This window comes from Pseudomonas sp. S4_EA_1b (assembly GCF_016307435.1).
Taxonomy (GTDB): domain Bacteria; phylum Pseudomonadota; class Gammaproteobacteria; order Pseudomonadales; family Pseudomonadaceae; genus Aquipseudomonas; species Aquipseudomonas rhodesiae.
Window position 1 is genome coordinate 95,502 of record NZ_JAEILC010000035.1, and the last position, 16,074, is coordinate 111,575.

A 16,074-nucleotide genomic window follows, 5' to 3' on the forward strand; every position below is an offset into this window, starting at 1 on the left:
CCCCTCCCACCTTTCAGACATCGTCGGTTTTTAGTTCACCGCCAGGATCGGGCTACCCAACTTTTCCAACAACGTTGCCTGCGCGCTGCGCGGGTTCTGGTTGCCGGTCGGGGTGTTGCGCACGTAGCGCCCGTCGGACTGCAGGCTCCAGCTGTGGGTGTTATCGGTCAGATAACTCTCCAGCTCTTTCTTGACCCGCATGATCAGCTTCTTGCCTTCCACCGGGAAACAGGTCTCGACGCGCTTATCGAGGTTACGTTCCATCCAGTCGGCGCTGGAGAGGAACATCTGCTCTTCGCCGCCGTTGAGGAAGTAGAACACGCGGGTGTGCTCCAGGAAGCGACCAATGATCGAACGCACATGGATGTTGTGCGAAACCCCGACGATTCCCGGACGCAGGCAGCACATGCCACGCACCACCAGGTCGATACGCACACCGGACTGGCTGGCCTTGTACAGCGCACGGATGATTTTCGGGTCGGTCAACGAGTTGAACTTGGCAATGATGTGCGCCGGCTTGCCGTCGAGGGCGAACTGGGTTTCGCGGGCAATCATGTCGAGCATGCCCTTCTTCAGGGTGAACGGCGCGTGCAGCAGCTTCTTCATGCGCAAAGTCTTGCCCATGCCGATCAACTGGCTGAACAACTTACCGACGTCTTCGCACAAGGCGTCGTCGGAGGTCAGCAGGCTGTAGTCGGTGTAAAGCTTGGCGTTACCGGCGTGGTAGTTGCCGGTGCCCAGGTGGGCATAACGCACGATCTCGCCGGCCTCGCGGCGTAGGATCAGCATCATCTTGGCGTGGGTCTTGAAGCCCACCACGCCGTAGATCACCACCGCACCGGCCGCTTGCAGACGGCTAGCCAGTTGCAGGTTGGACTCTTCGTCGAACCGCGCGCGCAGTTCGATAACCGCGGTGACTTCCTTACCGTTACGCGCGGCGTCCACCAGCGCATCGACGATTTCCGAGTTGGCGCCGGAGCGGTACAGGGTCTGGCGCACCGCCAATACATGGGGGTCCTTGGCGGCCTGACGCAGCAGGTCCACCACAGGCGTGAACGACTCGAAGGGGTGCAGTAGCAGAATGTCCTGCTTGCTCACGACGCTGAAGATGTTCTCGCTGTTTTGCAGCAGCTTGGGGATCTGCGGGGTGAACGGCGTGTATTGCAGCTCCGGGTGGCTGTCCAGACCGGTGATGCTGAACAGACGCGTGAGGTTGACCGGGCCATTGACCTGATACAGCTCGCTCTCGCCCAGGTTGAACTGCTTGAGCAGGTAGTCCGACAGGTGTTTGGGGCAGGTATCGGCCACCTCTAGACGCACCGCATCGCCGTAGCGCCGCGAGAACAGCTCGCCGCGCAGGGCACGGGCCAAGTCTTCGACGTCTTCGGAATCCAGCGCCAGGTCGGCGTTACGGGTCAGGCGGAACTGGTAGCAGCCCTTGACCTTCATGCCTTGGAACAGGTCGTCGGCGTGGGCGTGGATCATCGACGACAGGAATACATAGTTGTCGCCTGCGCCCCCCACCTCTTCCGGTACCTTGATGATCCGTGGCAACAAGCGCGGCGCCGGGATAATCGCCAGGCCGGAGTCGCGCCCGAAGGCGTCGATGCCTTCCAGTTCGACGATGAAGTTCAAGCTCTTGTTCACCAGCAGCGGGAACGGGTGAGTCGGGTCAAGGCCGATGGGGGTGATGATCGGCGCGATCTCGTCGCGGAAGTAGCGACGCACCCAGGTCTTGATCTTGGTGGTCCAGTGACGGCGACGGATAAAGCGGACCTGATGCTTTTCCAGTTCCGGCAGGAGAATGTCGTTGAGGATCGCGTATTGGCGATCCACATGGCCGTGGACCAGCTCGCTGATGCGCGCCAGGGCCTGGTGCGGCTGCAGGCCGTCGGCGCCGGCCTGTTCGCGGGCAAAAGTGATTTGCTTTTTAAGGCCCGCCACGCGGATTTCGAAGAACTCATCCAGGTTGCTGGAGAAGATCAGCAGGAACTTCAGCCGCTCCAGCAAGGGATAAGACTCATCCAGCGCCTGCTCCAACACGCGAATGTTGAATTGCAGTTGCGACAGCTCGCGATGAATGTACAGGCTGCTGTCATCCAGATTGACCACCGGCGGCGCCGGGGCTGGCACCGGCACTTCAGCGACGACGGGCGCGAGCGGCTCATGTTCCGGGGGTGTCTCGGAGACTTGCTCCACCACCGGGTGGGCGTCTTTTACGGCAACTTCGGAGAGTCCTTCGGTATTCATCGAGTGTCCTGTGAGAGCTACGGTTGCGCTCTAAGCAATTGGGCGGCGCGGGCGGCAAAGTAGGTCAGAATGCCATCAGCTCCGGCACGTTTAAAGGCAGTCAGGGATTCAAGGATCACTCCCTCACTCAACCATCCATTCTGTATTGCGGCCATGTGCATCGCGTATTCGCCGCTGACCTGATAAACGAAGGTCGGCACCTTGAACTCCTCTTTGACCCGATAAAGGATGTCCAGGTACGGCATTCCGGGCTTGACCATCACCATGTCAGCCCCTTCGGCCAGATCGGCGGCCACTTCGTGCAAGGCCTCATGGCTGTTGGCCGGGTCCATCTGGTACGAAGCCTTATTGGCTTTGCCCAGGTTCAGCGCCGAGCCCACCGCGTCGCGGAACGGGCCGTAGTAGGCGCTGGCGTACTTGGCCGAGTAGGCCATGATCCGCACATTGACGTGACCGGCCAGCTCCAGGGCTTCGCGAATCGCCTGGATGCGTCCGTCCATCATGTCCGATGGCGCCACCACCTGCGCCCCGGCCGCAGCGTGGGACAACGCCTGCTTGACCAGCGCATCGACGGTGATGTCGTTCTCAACATAGCCGTCGGCGTCCAGAATGCCATCCTGACCATGGGTGGTGAACGGGTCCAGCGCCACGTCGGTGATCACCCCCAACTCCGGGAAGCGTTCGCGCAATGCGCGGGTGGCGCGCTGAGCAATACCTTGCGGGTTCCAGGCTTCGGCAGCATCCAGGGACTTGAGTTCAGTGGGCGTGACGGGAAACAACGCCAGCGCCGGAATACCCAGTTCAACCCAGCCAGCCGCCTCCTCAAGCAGCAGGTCGATGGTCAAACGCTCCACCCCAGGCATCGACGTCACGGCTTCGCGGCGGTTCTCACCGTCCAGCACAAACACCGGCAGGATCAGATCATCGGTCGTCAGCACGTTTTCACGCACCAGGCGGCGAGAAAAATCATCACGGCGATTGCGACGCAGGCGGGTAGCGGGGAACAGGCGATTGGCAGGGGTAAAGCTCACGACAGACTCCTGAGCCCGGGTTCACGGGCGAGCGTTGCAGTTATAAGCGGCCATTATGACGAAGGAATGACAGTTGTGCTTATCGATGCGACCTGTCGTCGCATTCGTCGTTTATGTAGGAATTGTTCACTTCGTGACACATCTCGATACTTTCATGAATGTTCGCGAAGGCGTAGGCTGCGCGTTCATTTCGCCAGCACCCAGACCATGCTTCAACAATTTCTGCATGACTTCGGCTACTTTGCCCTCTTCCTCGGCACCTTCTTCGAAGGCGAAACCATCCTGGTGCTCGCAGGCTTTCTGGCGTTCCGTGGTTACATGGATATCAACCTGGTGGTGGTCGTTGCCTTCTTCGGCAGCTACGCCGGCGACCAGCTCTGGTACTACATGGGACGCAAGCATGGCCGCAAGCTGCTGGCGCGCAAGCCGCGCTGGCAACTGATGGGTGACAAGGCCCTGGAGCATATCCGCAAGCATCCGGACATCTGGGTGCTGAGCTTTCGCTTCGTCTACGGCTTGCGCACCGTGATGCCGGTGGCAATCGGGCTGTCCGGCTACCCGCCGTTACGCTACTTGATCCTTAATGGCATCGGTGCCGCGATCTGGGCCGCCGCGCTGGGCGCAGCGGCTTACCACTTTGGCGCCGTGCTCGAAGGCATGCTCGGCAGCGTCAAGAAGTACGAGCTGTGGGTGTTGGGCGCATTGCTGGTACTGGGTTTTGGCCTGTGGGTGCGCCGCCGCTTCAAAAACGCGCGTATCGCCCGGCAGGCATGCGCCGACGCACAAGCCCAGAGCGCTGCCGAGCCGGTGCCGGTGGAGAAACCTAAGACGCCAGTCGAGTAAGCCGGCTTCTGCAGCAGTAGAGGGCGATCACGCTGAGCAAGCTGTAACTGGCCAGGCCCAGCCAGCCCAGGCTGCTTGCCGGCCATAGCCCGACCAACGGCGCCAGCCATACCAGCGGCGCATTCAGCGCCAGGCGCAGCAGCTCAGCCTTCAACGCCCACGGGCGATTTTCCAGGGCCACGCCTAAGGTAAACAGCCCCAACGCCATCGCCCCCCAACCCAGGACCAGCGCCGCCGTGGGCAGACCTTCGCCGACGTTCATCAAGTAACTGCCAAACCCCACATACGCCGCAAATTGCACGGCCACGTAAACCTGCTGACGCACATCCAGCGGCACTTCGTATTTGCGGAACTGGCTCAAGTCGGGCTTAACCAATGGGTATTTGGCCTTCACATCCGCCGGGCGCCAGCCGGTACGCATAAACCAGATACGCAGCTTGTCCCACAGGCTCTGCGTTCGCCGCGCATCGCTACACAGTTGCGCATAGAACTGCAGATTGGCCCACAACGGGTTCCAACTGGCCAGGGGCGTGCTCACGCCGAAAATCACCGGTTCGTTTTCGTCTTCTTCTTGGAAACTGCCGAACAGGCGGTCCCAAATAATGAACACCCCACCGTAGTTGCGATCCATGTAGAGAGCGTTCTGTGCATGGTGGGCCCGATGATTGGACGGAGTAACGAAGAACCACTCGAACCAGCCGAGCTTGGGCACATGCCGTGTATGGACCCAGAATTGATACAGCAAATTGAGCGACGCCACGCTGATAAACACCACCAATGGCACGCCGACCACCGCCAGGGGCAGGTAGAAAATCCAGCTCAGCAGAAACCCCGTGCTGGTCTGGCGCAGGGCCGTGGTGAGGTTGTAGTCCTCGCTCTGATGGTGCACCGAGTGCGCGGCCCACAGAATATTGCGCTCATGCCCCATGCGATGCAGCCAGTAGTAGCAGAAGTCATAGAACACAAAGGCGAACAGCCACGTCCAAGGGCTCTGCGCCGGCAAATCGAACAGCGCCAGATGCTTGAGAGCGAACGCGTAGGTCAACACGCCCACGCCCTTGGTCAACAGCCCCGTGGTGGTAGACAGCACACCGGTGCTCAGGCTGTTGATGGCATCCGCCACCCGGTAATTGCGCTGTCCGCGCCAACGGTCGGCAAGCAGCTCCACCACGATCAAGGCAATGAAAAACGGTACCGCGTAAGGCACGAAGTCCATGGGCAAGTCCGGTCTATTTTTGTTACATCAAGATTAGGTGCAGCGCTGTGAGATCCCATTGGCAACAGGTTACAAATTAGTAGACATTTAACGCCAAGAACCCAGGAGAAATGCCCATGAGCAAAAAGATTGCAGTGATCCTTTCCGGCTGCGGCGTGTACGACGGCGCAGAGATCCACGAAAGCGTGATCACTTTGCTGCGCCTGGATCAGCGCGGCGCTCAGGTCCAATGTTTCGCACCCGATATCGAGCAACACCACGTCATCAATCACCTGACCGGCGAAGAAATGCCAGAAACGCGCAACGTGCTGGTGGAGTCGGCGCGCATCGCCCGTGGCGAGGTGAAGGACATCAGCCTGGCCAATGTCGACGACTTCGATGCTCTGATCGTACCCGGCGGGTTTGGCGCGGCGAAGAACCTGTCGAATTTTGCCAGCGAAGGCACCGCATGCAGCGTCAACCCGCAGGTGCTGGCGTTTGCGGAGGCCTTCGCCGAGGCGAGCAAACCCGTAGGGCTGATCTGCATCTCGCCGGCCCTGGCCGCGAAGATCTACGGCCCGGGCGTAACCTGCACCATCGGCAACGATGCCGACACCGCAGCCGCCCTGGGCAAGATGGGCGCCACTCACCAGGAGTGCACGGTTGAAGACATCGTCGAGGACAAAGCGCGCAAACTGGTAAGCACGCCGGCCTATATGCTGGGCAAGAACATCGGCGAGGTGGCGTCAGGCATCAATAAGTTGGTGGATCGCGTGCTGGAGCTGACCCACGAGAACGACGAGTGATCGCCTGACCGGCACTATGCGGTAAGCCGCTCCACCCTCAACCCTGGCGCATCAGTTGCGTAAGGATTCGGTCCAGCGCATTGGCAAACGCCTGCTTATCCTTCTCCCCATGGGGCGGTGGTCCGCCGCCCATCTGGCCCTGTTCACGCAAGTCGGTGAACAGGTTGCGCACCGCCAACCGCTCGCTCATGTTCGCCGGGCTGAACTCCTTGCCTCGCGGGTCCAGCGCGGTGACACCCTTTTTCACCAAGCGATCGGCCAGTGGCACGTCGCTGCAGATCACCAACTCGCCGGGCACCGCGTGCTCAACCAGGTAGTCATCGGCGGCGTCCGGGCCGCTGGGTACCACGATCAGCTTCACGCAGGCAAAAGCCGGTTTGATCTGGCTCTGCCCGGCCACCAGCACCACCTCGAACTGGCGCTTGAGGGCGAACTTCACCACCAGGTCCTTGGCCGCGCGCGGGCAGGCGTCGGCATCGATCCAGACGCGCACGGTTATACCGCCACTCGGCGCTTCTCGGCCAAACGACTGCGGCCGTACAGCACCACAATCGCCAGGATCGCCACCACCTGCGCACTCAGCGAGTAAGCGTCGGCGTGGATGCCCAGCCAGTCGAAGTCAAAGAACGCCACCGGCCGTGTACCGAATACACCCGCCTCCTGCAATGCCTTGACACCATGCCCAGCGAACACCACCGACAGCGCGCACAGCAGCGCCGCGTTAATACCGAAGAACAGCGCCAGCGGCAGCTTCGCCGAGCCGCGCAGGATCACCCAGGCCAGCCCCACCAGCAGCACCAGCGCGGTGGCGCCCCCCGCCAACACTGCGTTATGCCCAGCCGGGCCGGCTTGCAGCCACAAGGTTTCGTAGAACAGGATCACTTCGAACAGCTCGCGGTATACCGAGAAAAACGCCAGCACCGCAAAACCGAAGCGTCCACCGCCGCCCACCAGGCTGCTCTTGATGTAGTCCTGCCAGGCCGCCGCGTGGCGCCGGTCGTGCATCCACACTCCCAGCCACAGCACCATCACGCTGGCGAACAACGCCGTGCACCCTTCCAGCAATTCACGCTGGGCACCGCTGACATCAATCACATACGCCGCCAACGCCCAGGTAGCCAGGCCGGCCAACAGCGCCAAACCCCAGCCGGCGTTGACGCTACGCACCGCCGATTGCTGGCCGGTATTACGCAGGAACGCCAGGATCGCCGCCAGCACCAGGATCGCTTCCAGGCCCTCACGCAGCAGGATCAGCAAACCGGAGATGTAACTCAATGACCAGCTCAGGCCATCGCCACCGAGCAAACCGGCCGATGCGGCGAGCTTGGCTTTGGCCACGTCCAGGCGTTGTTGCACCTGCTCGATCGGCAACCCGTCCTGCAACGACTGCCGATAGGCCATCAGGGCCTTTTCGGTGTCTTTGCGCACGTTGGCGTCGACGTTGTCCAGGGAGCTTTCCACCAGCTCGAAGCCTTCCAGGTACGCCGCTACCGACAGGTCATAGGCTTGTTCGTGATCGCCATTGCGGTACGCAGCCAGGCTCTTGTCCAAGGTGCTCGCGGTGTAGTCGAGCAACTGTGCCGGGCCGCGCTTGACCTGCGGCGGCTGCGCACGCTGGGCGCGGAAGGCCGCGGCAGCTGCGGCGCCGTCAGCGGCCAGCACTTCATTGGGGGTACGACGGGCCAGGTCGGCGAGGTTGAACGGCTGCTCGCTCTTGGCGGCCGCCGGGTCGGCGGTAAATTCGGCGATGTAGGTGGCCAGGTCCCAACGCTGGCGGTCATCCAATTGATCGGCGAACGCCGGCATGTCGGTGCCTTCGACGCCCAGGCCCAAGGTGTTGTAGATCGCGTAGAGACTCAGGCGATCCAGCCGCGCGGCGTCCCGCAGATTCGCCGGCGGCGGCGTAAGGCCCACACCTGCCGGCCCATCGCCAGCGCCAGAATTGCCGTGGCACACCGAGCAATGCTGGGCGTAGAGGGGTGCGCCGCGCGTTGGGTCGGGCGTGATGGCCGGGGCCTGGCTCACTTCATAAGCCACCGCCAACTTGGCGCCCAACTGCCGAGCTTGGCGGGCAACGGTGGCACCGTCCTGACGAGCGGTCACCGCCACGCGCAGTTCTTCGACGCCCGTTACCAGTTCGGCGCGTTCCGGCTTGGCCGGCAAGTCCGCCACCAAACCCTGCAACACCCCAAGGAACTCAACTTGTTCACGGTATTCCGAAGGGTCCACCACCTTGCCTGCGTCGACCGTCGGCGGGTAATCCGCACCGATGTAGTCCAGCAAATGCAGGGCTTGGGGCGCGCCCTCGGCCGTTGCGGCCAACAGGTTGAAGCTGCACGACATCAACGCCGGCAACACCAGCCAGGCGAGAAAACGGTGGGGGGCAGTCATGAATGAATCTCAAAGGGAAATACGAAGTAACACATTGTTTAACGTTAAGGGCTTTGACTCAAGCCGTTCGTGATTTAGCACACCTGAGCGCAACCGTTTAATCCGTCAGTAGTGGCATTTTTGTTAATCGCATCACAGCAAAAAGCCATTGTTTTGCCAGTTATGGCGCCTATAATGCCGCGCCCTGTTAGTGCGAAAGGGAATGTCATTCCGGATTTTTATGCGAAATGACCACATTGGCTGACAACTTTCAGGGAAGAAATCTGCATGGCATTTCGCGCTTTAACCCCGCTCACGCTCGCGGCGGTAACCTTGCTGTCCGGTTGTTCGATGTTCCGCAGCTACGACACCGAGCTGCAAGCCACTAACCAGCAACTGGCCACCGGCAACGTCGATGCCGCCCTGACCCTGCTGGAAAAGAACAACACCGGCGAAGACAAAGACCTGCTCTATTTCTTCGAAAAAGGTGAATTGCTGCGCGCCAAAGGCGACCTCACCGGCAGCCAGACCGCCTGGCGCAGCGCGGACCTGCAAGTCTTCAAGTGGGAAGAATCGGTCAAGTTCGATAGCGCGAAGTACCTCGCCCAGTTCGGCAGCTTCGTGGCCAACGACAAGGTTCGGCGCTACGAAGGCTACGACTACGAAAAAGTCATGCTGACCACCCAGATGGCCCTGAACCTGCTGGCCGTGAACGACTTCGACGGCGCCCGCACCGAGATCAAGAAAACCCACGAACGCGAAGCGGTGATCGCCGAGCTGCGCGATAAGGAATACCTCAAGCGCGAGGGCGAAGCCGAGCGAGAAGGCGTGACCACCCAGTTGAAAGACCTGAACGGTTACCCGGTGGAAGCCCTGAACGCCCCAGAGGTGGTCGGCCTGAAAAACAGTTACCAGAGCGCGCTCAGCCATTATCTTGCCGGCTTCGTCTATGAAGCCCTGGGCGAAAAAGACCTGGCCGCCCCTGGCTATCGCAAGGCAGCCGAATTGCGCCCTAACACTCCGCTGCTGGAACAGGCCTTGCGGGACCTGGACAAGTCCAAGGTCGGCGCCAATGAAACCGACGTGCTGATTGTGGTGCAGAGCGGCCTTGCGCCGGCCCGCGACTCGATCCGCCTGCCGTTGCCGATCCCCATCAACGGCAACCTGGTGATTACCCCGCTGTCGTTCCCGGTAATCAAAGCCGACACCTCCACCGCCACCTTCGCCCAGATCGGGGTGGACGGCCAGCAACAGAACCTCACCGCGCTCAACAGCACCACTGCCATGTCCCGCCGCGCCCTGCGTGACGACATGCCGGGGATCATCCTGCGCACTACCGTACGCGCAGTCAGCCGTGGTGTGGCGCAGAACAACCTGAACAAGACCAACCCTATGGCCGGCCTGGTGCTGGGCATCGCCTCGGCCGTGACCGAAGGCGCCGACACCCGCACTTGGCGCACCTTGCCGGACATGACCCAAGTGACGCGCCTGCGCCTCAAGCACGGCGAGCACCAGGTCAGCCTGCCCAACGCATTGGGCGGCACGCTGGTGACGGTCAAGGCCGATCAGCGCTACCAGGTGATCACCCTGCGCGTGGTGGGCAATCAGGTGTTCGCCGGCGGCCTCGCGACCCATGTGGTGCCGAGCAGCACGCCCCAGGCGATCGCCACCCTCAAACAACCTTAAGGAGCACGCTATGCGTCATTTCATCCTCGGCGCTTTGGCGCTGGTCCTGCTCGCCGGCTGCGCCACCCCGCCGCCACCGGCACCCGGCAGCGCCGCCAGCAAAATCGTCGTGATGGGTAAATTCAAGGGCATCGCCGTCGGCGCTATCCGCGTCGCGCGGGAGAACGGCTTCCTGACCGCCAAAGTGCAACTGAGCAACATCACCAGCAGCAACCAGACGATGTATTACCGCTTCGCCTGGCTGGGCGCCGACGGCTTCCCGGTAGGCGACGAAGAGACCTGGAAAGTGCTCACCCTGTATGCCAACCAGGCCACTTTCCTGCCGGCCATCGCCAACCTGCCCCAGGCGGCGGATTTCCGTCTTGAAGTGAAAACCCCTTGAGCCGCTCATCCTTTCTGAGAGATTTCCCCATGTTTGCACGCTTCTCGATGCTCGCCGTGGTCGCCGTTCTGGCCAGCGGTTGCGCCAATACCTCGCCAGTACTCGGCAGCAAGAACATCAACTACGGCGATACCAAGGCCGTGGAAACAGTCACCAACGAGTTCGGCTCCACCGACTTGCAGATGATCGCCGAAAGCATGACCCGCTCCCTGGCCCAGTCCGGCGTGCTGCGAGGCCGCCCGGTGGTGCAGGTGTATGACGTGAAGAACAAGACCAGCGAGTACATCGATACCCGCGAGATCACCACGTCGATCAAGACTCAGTTGATGAAGACTGGCACCGCGCGCTTCGCCAGCGACAACACCGACATGCAGAGCCAGGTCGACCAGCTCAAGCTGCAAAACCAGAGCGGCCTGTACAAGAAGTCCACGGTCAGCAAGACCGGCAACATGATCGCCGCGCAGTACCGTCTGGAAGGCTCCATCAGCTCCATTGTCAAACGCAGCGCGGACTACAAGGACGTGTTTTACAAGTTCAGCCTGCAACTGATCGACGTCGAAAGCGGCGTGGCCGAATGGATGGACGAAAAAGAAATCCGCAAAACCACGGAGCGCTAAGCAATGCGTGTATGGACCGGCATGATCGGCCTGCTGTGCGCCTTTGGCGCCTCGGCCGCGCCTAAGATCGCGGTGACCGACCTGGCCTACGAGGCACGGGTCGAGGAATACATCCACCAGGTCTCGGCCAGCGACACCTTCCAGGCCAGCGCTTATCACGCCAGTGGCGCCTCCAATTACAGCGAGTACGAAAGCCGTACCAGCTATATCGAGCAGACCGAGCTGCGTAAATTCAGCGGTGATATCAAGGGCGAGATCCTCAAGTCACGGCAGTTCCAGCTGGTGCAGGGCACGCCCTACACCGCCGATGCTAAGGGTGACGTCTACGACGTGATCAAACGCATCAAGGCCGGCCACTTCAAGGGTGCCGATTATGTGCTGTTCGGCACGTTGTCGGACATCGACTTCACCCAGGACATCAACGCCCTGGACAACACCAACAGTTACTCCGCGGTGCTGGGCCTGACATTGGTGGCGGACTTCAGCCTGATCAACACCCGTACCTACGAGATCACCTCGGCGTTTACCGCCATGGGCGAAGGCCAGGACACCAAACTGGTCAACAGCCGTGACATCCGCGTGAGCTTGAACCGGCCACGGGTGGTGAAGGAAGTGTCGAAAGCGCTGGGTGAGGATGTGGCCAGGCAGTTGGCAGAACAGTTGGGCGGTGGCTACCAGGAACCTGGCCAGCCGGCACCGCGTAACAACCTGCCAAGGGATGAAGCGCCGAAGATTCTGCGCTGAGCGGTAATCCCCCAGGCAACACAAAACCAATGTGGGAGGGGGCTTGCCCCCGATGGCGGTGCCTCAGCTACAGCTAAGCTGACTGACACGCTGCTATCGGGGGCAAGCCCCCTCTCACACGTTTAGCGACCGAGCTTTACGCCGTTGCGCGATGCAAGCTGGCCAGGAAACCCGCTGCCCCCACGAACAATCCGGCAAACGTTCGGTTTACCCGCTTTTGCTGCGTGGGCGTGCGCAACAGGCGTAGGACTTTGGACGCCAACCCCGTATAGCCCGCCATCACGATCATATCGACGCTGATCATCGTCGCGCCGATGATCAAATACTGAGCCAGCAACGGCGCCTGCGGGTTCACGAATTGCGGCAACACCGCGAGCATGAACACCAAGGCCTTGGGGTTGCTGGCGTTGACCAGGAAGCCACGGAACATCATCGCCATCGGCTTGCCGATGGGGCGTACGGCCGCGTCATCGGTCATGTCCAGCGGCAAGGCACGCCATTGCTTAATGGCCAGGTACACGAGGTACGCCACACCAAACCATTTGATCGCATAGAACGCGGTGGACGACGCAGCCAGGATGGCACCCAGGCCACCCGCCACCACGGCAATCTGCATCGCCAGGCCCAGTTGCAGGCCGATGGCGTTCCAGTAACCGCGTAAAAAACCGTATTGCAGGCCGCTGGACATCGACGCAATGGCGCCGGCGCCCGGGGAAAGGGAGATGATCCAACTGGCCAGGAAAAAGGCCAGCCATGTATCGAGAGCCATGACATACCTCGCGTGAGAATAAGCGGTGGAGCCTTAAGCTAACTCCGCCGACCAGAGGCTGGCTATCGGTTTTTATCACCGTGCAGGCTAGCGATCGCCCGGAAACACGTGGGTACCTGGCCAACGCCGTACCGAACGCTGGAAAAACAGACTGTTAGGCACCTGCACGATCGCGCTGTCGGTACCGGCGGCCTCCACTTCAACCAGTGTGGTGTAGAGCAAATTGATTGCCACCACCCGCCCCTTGACGCCCGGTTTGTCGACGGTATCCACCAACTCGACAATGTCGCCGAGACGAAATGGGCCGACGGTAAAGATCAGAACCGCGCAAAGCAGGTTGGACAATACCGACCACATGGCGAAGAACGCCACGGCGGCGACCGCCACGAAGCCCGACAGTGCCGTCCACAACACGGTGGCGGATACACCCAGGCGCTCCAGAACAAAAATCAGCGCACTCCCCATGATCAGCCAGCGCAGGCCGCCGCGTAGTGGCATCAGCAGCTGCGGTGGGAATGGGTAGCGCTCGCCCAGGCGCGTAAGGACTTTGCTCACAAAGCGCTGCGCCAGGTAACCGGCCAGCAGGATCAACAGGATCTGCACGCCAATCCACACGGGCTCGATCCACTGTGCCGGCAACTGCAACGCTTCCATCAGGACAGCGCCTCCAGCTCCGCTTGCAGGGTTTCGAGCAGTTCGAGGGCTTCCATCCAGGCTTCCTCCAATTGCCCTTCGCGCACCTTGAGCTTGGCCTGTTCGGCGAGCAGGTCACGCAGTTCGTCCTTGCGCGCGGCTTCGTACACGGCGCTGTCGCCGAGGCTGGCTTCGATCTTGGCCAAGCGCTCATGCACCTTGCCCAGCTCAGCTTCCAGCTTGTCGGCTTCGCGCTTGTGCGGCGCCAGCTGCTGACGCAATGCAGCGGCGGCCTGGCGCTGGGCCTTCTTATCGGTTTTGTCCGGATTCACCGGGGTGTTGCTCACCGGCGCATTGCGCAGGCGGTAATCGGTCAGCCAACGGGCGTAGTCGTCGAGGTCGCCATCGAATTCTTCGACTTTGCCATCGGCCACCAGCAGGAAGTTATCCGTGGTGCTCTTGAGCAAGTGCCGATCGTGGGACACCACCAATACCGCACCACTGAACTCTTGCAACGCCATGGTCAGCGCCAGGCGCATTTCCAGATCCAGGTGGTTGGTCGGTTCGTCGAGCAGCAACAGGTTCGGACGATCCCAGGCGATCAGGGCCAAGGCCAGACGGGCTTTCTCGCCGCCGGAAAAATTCAGCACCGGCTCATCGATGCGCGCGCCACGGAAGTCGAAGCCACCGAGGAAGTCACGCAGGGTCTGCTCGCGCTCGGTCGGCGCCAGGCGTTGCAGGTGCAGCAACGGGCTGGCCTTGGCGTCGAGGGAATCCAACTGATGCTGGGCGAAGTAACCCACCACGGTGTTCTCGCCACGGGTCAAGCGACCGGCCAGAGGTTCCAGCTCACCCGAGAGGTTCTTGATCAGGGTCGATTTACCCGCGCCGTTAGGCCCCAGCAAACCGATACGCGCCCCCGGCGTGAGTTGCAGCTTGACCTTCTCCAGGATGGTTTTGTCGCCATAACCCAGGCGCGCATCCGAAAGATCCAGCAGTGGGCTCGAAATCTTCACCGACTCGCGGAACACGAAGTCGAACGGCGAATCGACGTGAGCTGCCGACAATTCTTCCATGCGCTCCAGCGCCTTGATCCGGCTCTGTGCTTGGCGGGCCTTGGTGGCCTGAGCCTTGAACCGGGCAATGTAACTTTCCATGTGCGCACGTTGCGCCTGCTGCTTCTCGTAAGCTTGTTGTTGCTGGGCCAGGCGTTCGGCACGCGCACGCTCGAACGCGGTGTAGCCGCCGCGGTAGAGGGTGATTTTTTTCTGCTCGACATGGGCGATGTTATCGACCACGGCGTCGAGGAAATCCCGGTCGTGAGAGATCAGCAGCAAAGTGCCCTGATAGCTCTTGAGGAAGTCTTCCAGCCACAGGATCGCATCGAGGTCCAAGTGGTTGGTCGGTTCGTCGAGCAGCAACAGGTCCGAGGGGCACATCAGCGCCTGGGCCAAGTTCAGGCGCATCCGCCAGCCGCCGGAGAAGTCGGCGACCGGGCGGTCCATCTGTTCGTTGGTAAACCCAAGGCCGGCGAGCATCTTGCGAGCGCGGGCGTCGGCGGTGTAGCCGTCGGCGCTGTCGAGCTCCGAGTGCAGGCGCGCCAGAGCTGCGCCATCCTGGGCCTTCTCGGCTTCGGCCAGGTCGTGTTGCACCTGGCGCAAGCGCAGGTCGCCATCGAGCACGTAGTCGATCGCGATGCGGTCCAGGGTGTCGATCTCCTGGCGCATATGAGCGATGCGCCAGTCGGCCGGCAGCAGGCAGTCGCCGGAGTCCGGGGTCAGTTCACCCAGCAACAGGGCGAACAGCGTGGATTTGCCGGCGCCGTTGGCACCAATCAGGCCGGCTTTGTGACCGGCGTGCAGGGTCAGCTCGGCGTCTTCGAGAAGACGTTGCGGGCCACGCTGTAATGTTAGGCTTTGAAGTCGGATCATAATGGCGGCGGAGTCTACCAGCTTCGTTGGCCGCTGGCTTGGGTGTGACTATGTGCGCTGACCTGTGGAGCTTTGCTCTCTCGATTTACGCCCGTCCGGGTATGGAAGCCGCCTGCCTGCGGTTGCAGGCGCAAGGGGCCGATGTGTGCCTGATGCTGTGCGGCGTCTGGCTGGAACAGCGCGGCGTTATTCTGACCGACGAGCGAGTGCAGGCACTCAAGCACATCGCCGGGCCTTGGCAGACGCAGGTGATCGAGCCGTTGCGCCAATTGCGCGTGCAATGGCGAGCGAGCGCGCAGCACGACCAGCCGCTGGCGGCCTTAAGGGAACGGATCAAGTCGATGGAGCTGGAAGCCGAACGGCACTTGTTGATGCGTCTTGAAGGGCTGGCCGAGACATGGCCATCGGGCAAGCGGGCAGATCAACAAAGATGGTTGGAAAGACTGGCGGCCGAGGATGCCGCCAACCTTGACCACGACGCGCTGCAGCAGCTGCGCGTCGCGGCCACCGGCGCTTAGGAAGCGCTGGTTGGGGTAGTGCTTGGCGCTGCCGGTGCAGGGGTGCTGCTTGCCGGTGCGGTTGGAGCGGTGGCGGCTGCCGGGGTCGCTGCCGAAGTGGCCGGCGTAGGCTTCGCAGCGGCCGGCTTGGCGGCAGCAGGTTTGGCTACTGGCTTAGCGGCGGCGGGCTTAGCTGCTGGTTTGGCTGCTGGCTTAGCGGCAGCGGTTTTAGCTGCTGGCTTGGCGGCTGGCTTAGCGGCAGCGGTTTTAGCTGCTGGTTTGGCGGCTGGCTTAGCGGCAGCGGTTTTAGCTGCTGGTTT

16 protein-coding genes are annotated in these 16,074 nt (G+C 61.6%); 7 read left to right on the forward strand and 9 right to left on the reverse strand.

The window, feature by feature from the left end:
- Positions 1-30: 30 nt before the first annotated feature.
- A complete protein-coding gene (gene ppk1 / locus YA0848_RS12005) occupies positions 31-2,250 on the reverse strand; it encodes a polyphosphate kinase 1 (protein ID WP_034101410.1) in 2,220 nt (739 codons plus the stop codon).
- A 17-nt stretch (positions 2,251-2,267) separates the two neighbouring features.
- Positions 2,268-3,281 carry a porphobilinogen synthase gene (gene hemB / locus YA0848_RS12010; protein WP_169902330.1) on the reverse strand — a complete coding sequence of 338 codons (1,014 nt, stop codon included), beginning with the start codon at positions 3,279-3,281 and terminating at the stop codon, positions 2,268-2,270.
- Between the two features lie 207 nt (positions 3,282-3,488).
- Here hemB and YA0848_RS12015 point away from each other — a divergent pair, with 207 nt between their 5' ends.
- Positions 3,489-4,124, forward strand: coding sequence for a DedA family protein (locus YA0848_RS12015; protein WP_034115429.1), 636 nt, complete (start codon positions 3,489-3,491; stop codon positions 4,122-4,124).
- Here the strand turns inward: YA0848_RS12015 and YA0848_RS12020 are convergent.
- Entirely contained in the window at positions 4,105-5,340 is a 1,236-nt protein-coding gene (locus YA0848_RS12020) for a sterol desaturase family protein (RefSeq protein ID WP_169902329.1), read from the reverse strand. The two genes, YA0848_RS12015 and YA0848_RS12020, sit on opposite strands and share 20 nt — an antisense overlap.
- 116 nt (positions 5,341-5,456) lie before the next feature.
- Here YA0848_RS12020 and elbB point away from each other — a divergent pair, with 116 nt between their 5' ends.
- Positions 5,457-6,125, forward strand: a complete 669-nt coding sequence (elbB, locus tag YA0848_RS12025) for an isoprenoid biosynthesis glyoxalase ElbB (RefSeq protein ID WP_034101414.1) — start codon at positions 5,457-5,459, stop codon at positions 6,123-6,125.
- A gap of 37 nt (positions 6,126-6,162) precedes the next feature.
- Here elbB and YA0848_RS12030 read toward each other — a convergent pair whose 3' ends face one another.
- Together YA0848_RS12030 and YA0848_RS12035 are read right to left on the reverse strand one after the other, a co-directional pair.
- On the reverse strand, positions 6,163-6,618 hold the full coding sequence (locus YA0848_RS12030) for a YaiI/YqxD family protein (RefSeq protein WP_034101415.1): 456 nt from the start codon (positions 6,616-6,618) through the stop codon (positions 6,163-6,165).
- A gap of 2 nt (positions 6,619-6,620) precedes the next feature.
- Positions 6,621-8,516 carry an FTR1 family protein gene (locus tag YA0848_RS12035; RefSeq protein ID WP_169902328.1) on the reverse strand — a complete coding sequence of 632 codons (1,896 nt, stop codon included), beginning with the start codon at positions 8,514-8,516 and terminating at the stop codon, positions 6,621-6,623.
- 267 nt (positions 8,517-8,783) lie between these two features.
- On the opposite strand from YA0848_RS12035, the gene YA0848_RS12040 reads away from it, so the two are divergent.
- The 4 genes from YA0848_RS12040 to YA0848_RS12055 are packed head-to-tail and all read left to right on the forward strand — an operon-like array spanning position 8,784 to position 11,924.
- Positions 8,784-10,181, forward strand: a complete 1,398-nt coding sequence (locus tag YA0848_RS12040; RefSeq protein WP_169902327.1) for a COG3014 family protein — start codon at positions 8,784-8,786, stop codon at positions 10,179-10,181.
- A gap of 10 nt (positions 10,182-10,191) precedes the next feature.
- On the forward strand, positions 10,192-10,563 hold the full coding sequence (locus YA0848_RS12045) for a YcfL family protein (protein WP_169902326.1): 372 nt from the start codon (positions 10,192-10,194) through the stop codon (positions 10,561-10,563).
- Positions 10,564-10,592: 29 nt separating this feature from the next.
- Positions 10,593-11,180: a penicillin-binding protein activator LpoB gene (gene lpoB / locus YA0848_RS12050; protein ID WP_034101419.1), complete on the forward strand. Its 588-nt coding sequence runs from the start codon at positions 10,593-10,595 to the stop codon at positions 11,178-11,180.
- Positions 11,181-11,183: 3 nt separating this feature from the next.
- Complete coding sequence (locus YA0848_RS12055; protein WP_047881759.1) at positions 11,184-11,924, forward strand: hypothetical protein; 741 nt, start codon at positions 11,184-11,186, stop codon at positions 11,922-11,924.
- A 136-nt stretch (positions 11,925-12,060) separates the two neighbouring features.
- On the opposite strand, the gene YA0848_RS12060 is transcribed toward YA0848_RS12055, so the two are convergent.
- The 3 genes from YA0848_RS12060 to YA0848_RS12070 form a co-directional block, all read right to left on the reverse strand.
- Complete coding sequence (locus YA0848_RS12060) at positions 12,061-12,693, reverse strand: LysE family transporter (RefSeq protein ID WP_034101421.1); 633 nt, start codon at positions 12,691-12,693, stop codon at positions 12,061-12,063.
- Positions 12,694-12,780: 87 nt separating this feature from the next.
- Entirely contained in the window at positions 12,781-13,347 is a 567-nt protein-coding gene (locus YA0848_RS12065; RefSeq protein WP_034101422.1) for a mechanosensitive ion channel family protein, read from the reverse strand.
- A complete protein-coding gene (locus YA0848_RS12070; RefSeq protein WP_034101423.1) occupies positions 13,347-15,257 on the reverse strand; it encodes an ATP-binding cassette domain-containing protein in 1,911 nt (636 codons plus the stop codon). The genes YA0848_RS12065 and YA0848_RS12070 overlap by 1 nt, the downstream gene beginning before the upstream one ends.
- A 50-nt stretch (positions 15,258-15,307) precedes the next feature.
- Here YA0848_RS12070 and YA0848_RS12075 point away from each other — a divergent pair, with 50 nt between their 5' ends.
- Complete coding sequence (locus YA0848_RS12075; RefSeq protein WP_034101424.1) at positions 15,308-15,775, forward strand: TIGR02444 family protein; 468 nt, start codon at positions 15,308-15,310, stop codon at positions 15,773-15,775.
- Here YA0848_RS12075 and YA0848_RS35990 read toward each other — a convergent pair.
- The coding region (locus YA0848_RS35990) for a hypothetical protein (RefSeq protein ID WP_232925098.1) at positions 15,772-16,074 on the reverse strand (303 nt) is incomplete at its 5' end. The genes YA0848_RS12075 and YA0848_RS35990 overlap by 4 nt on opposite strands.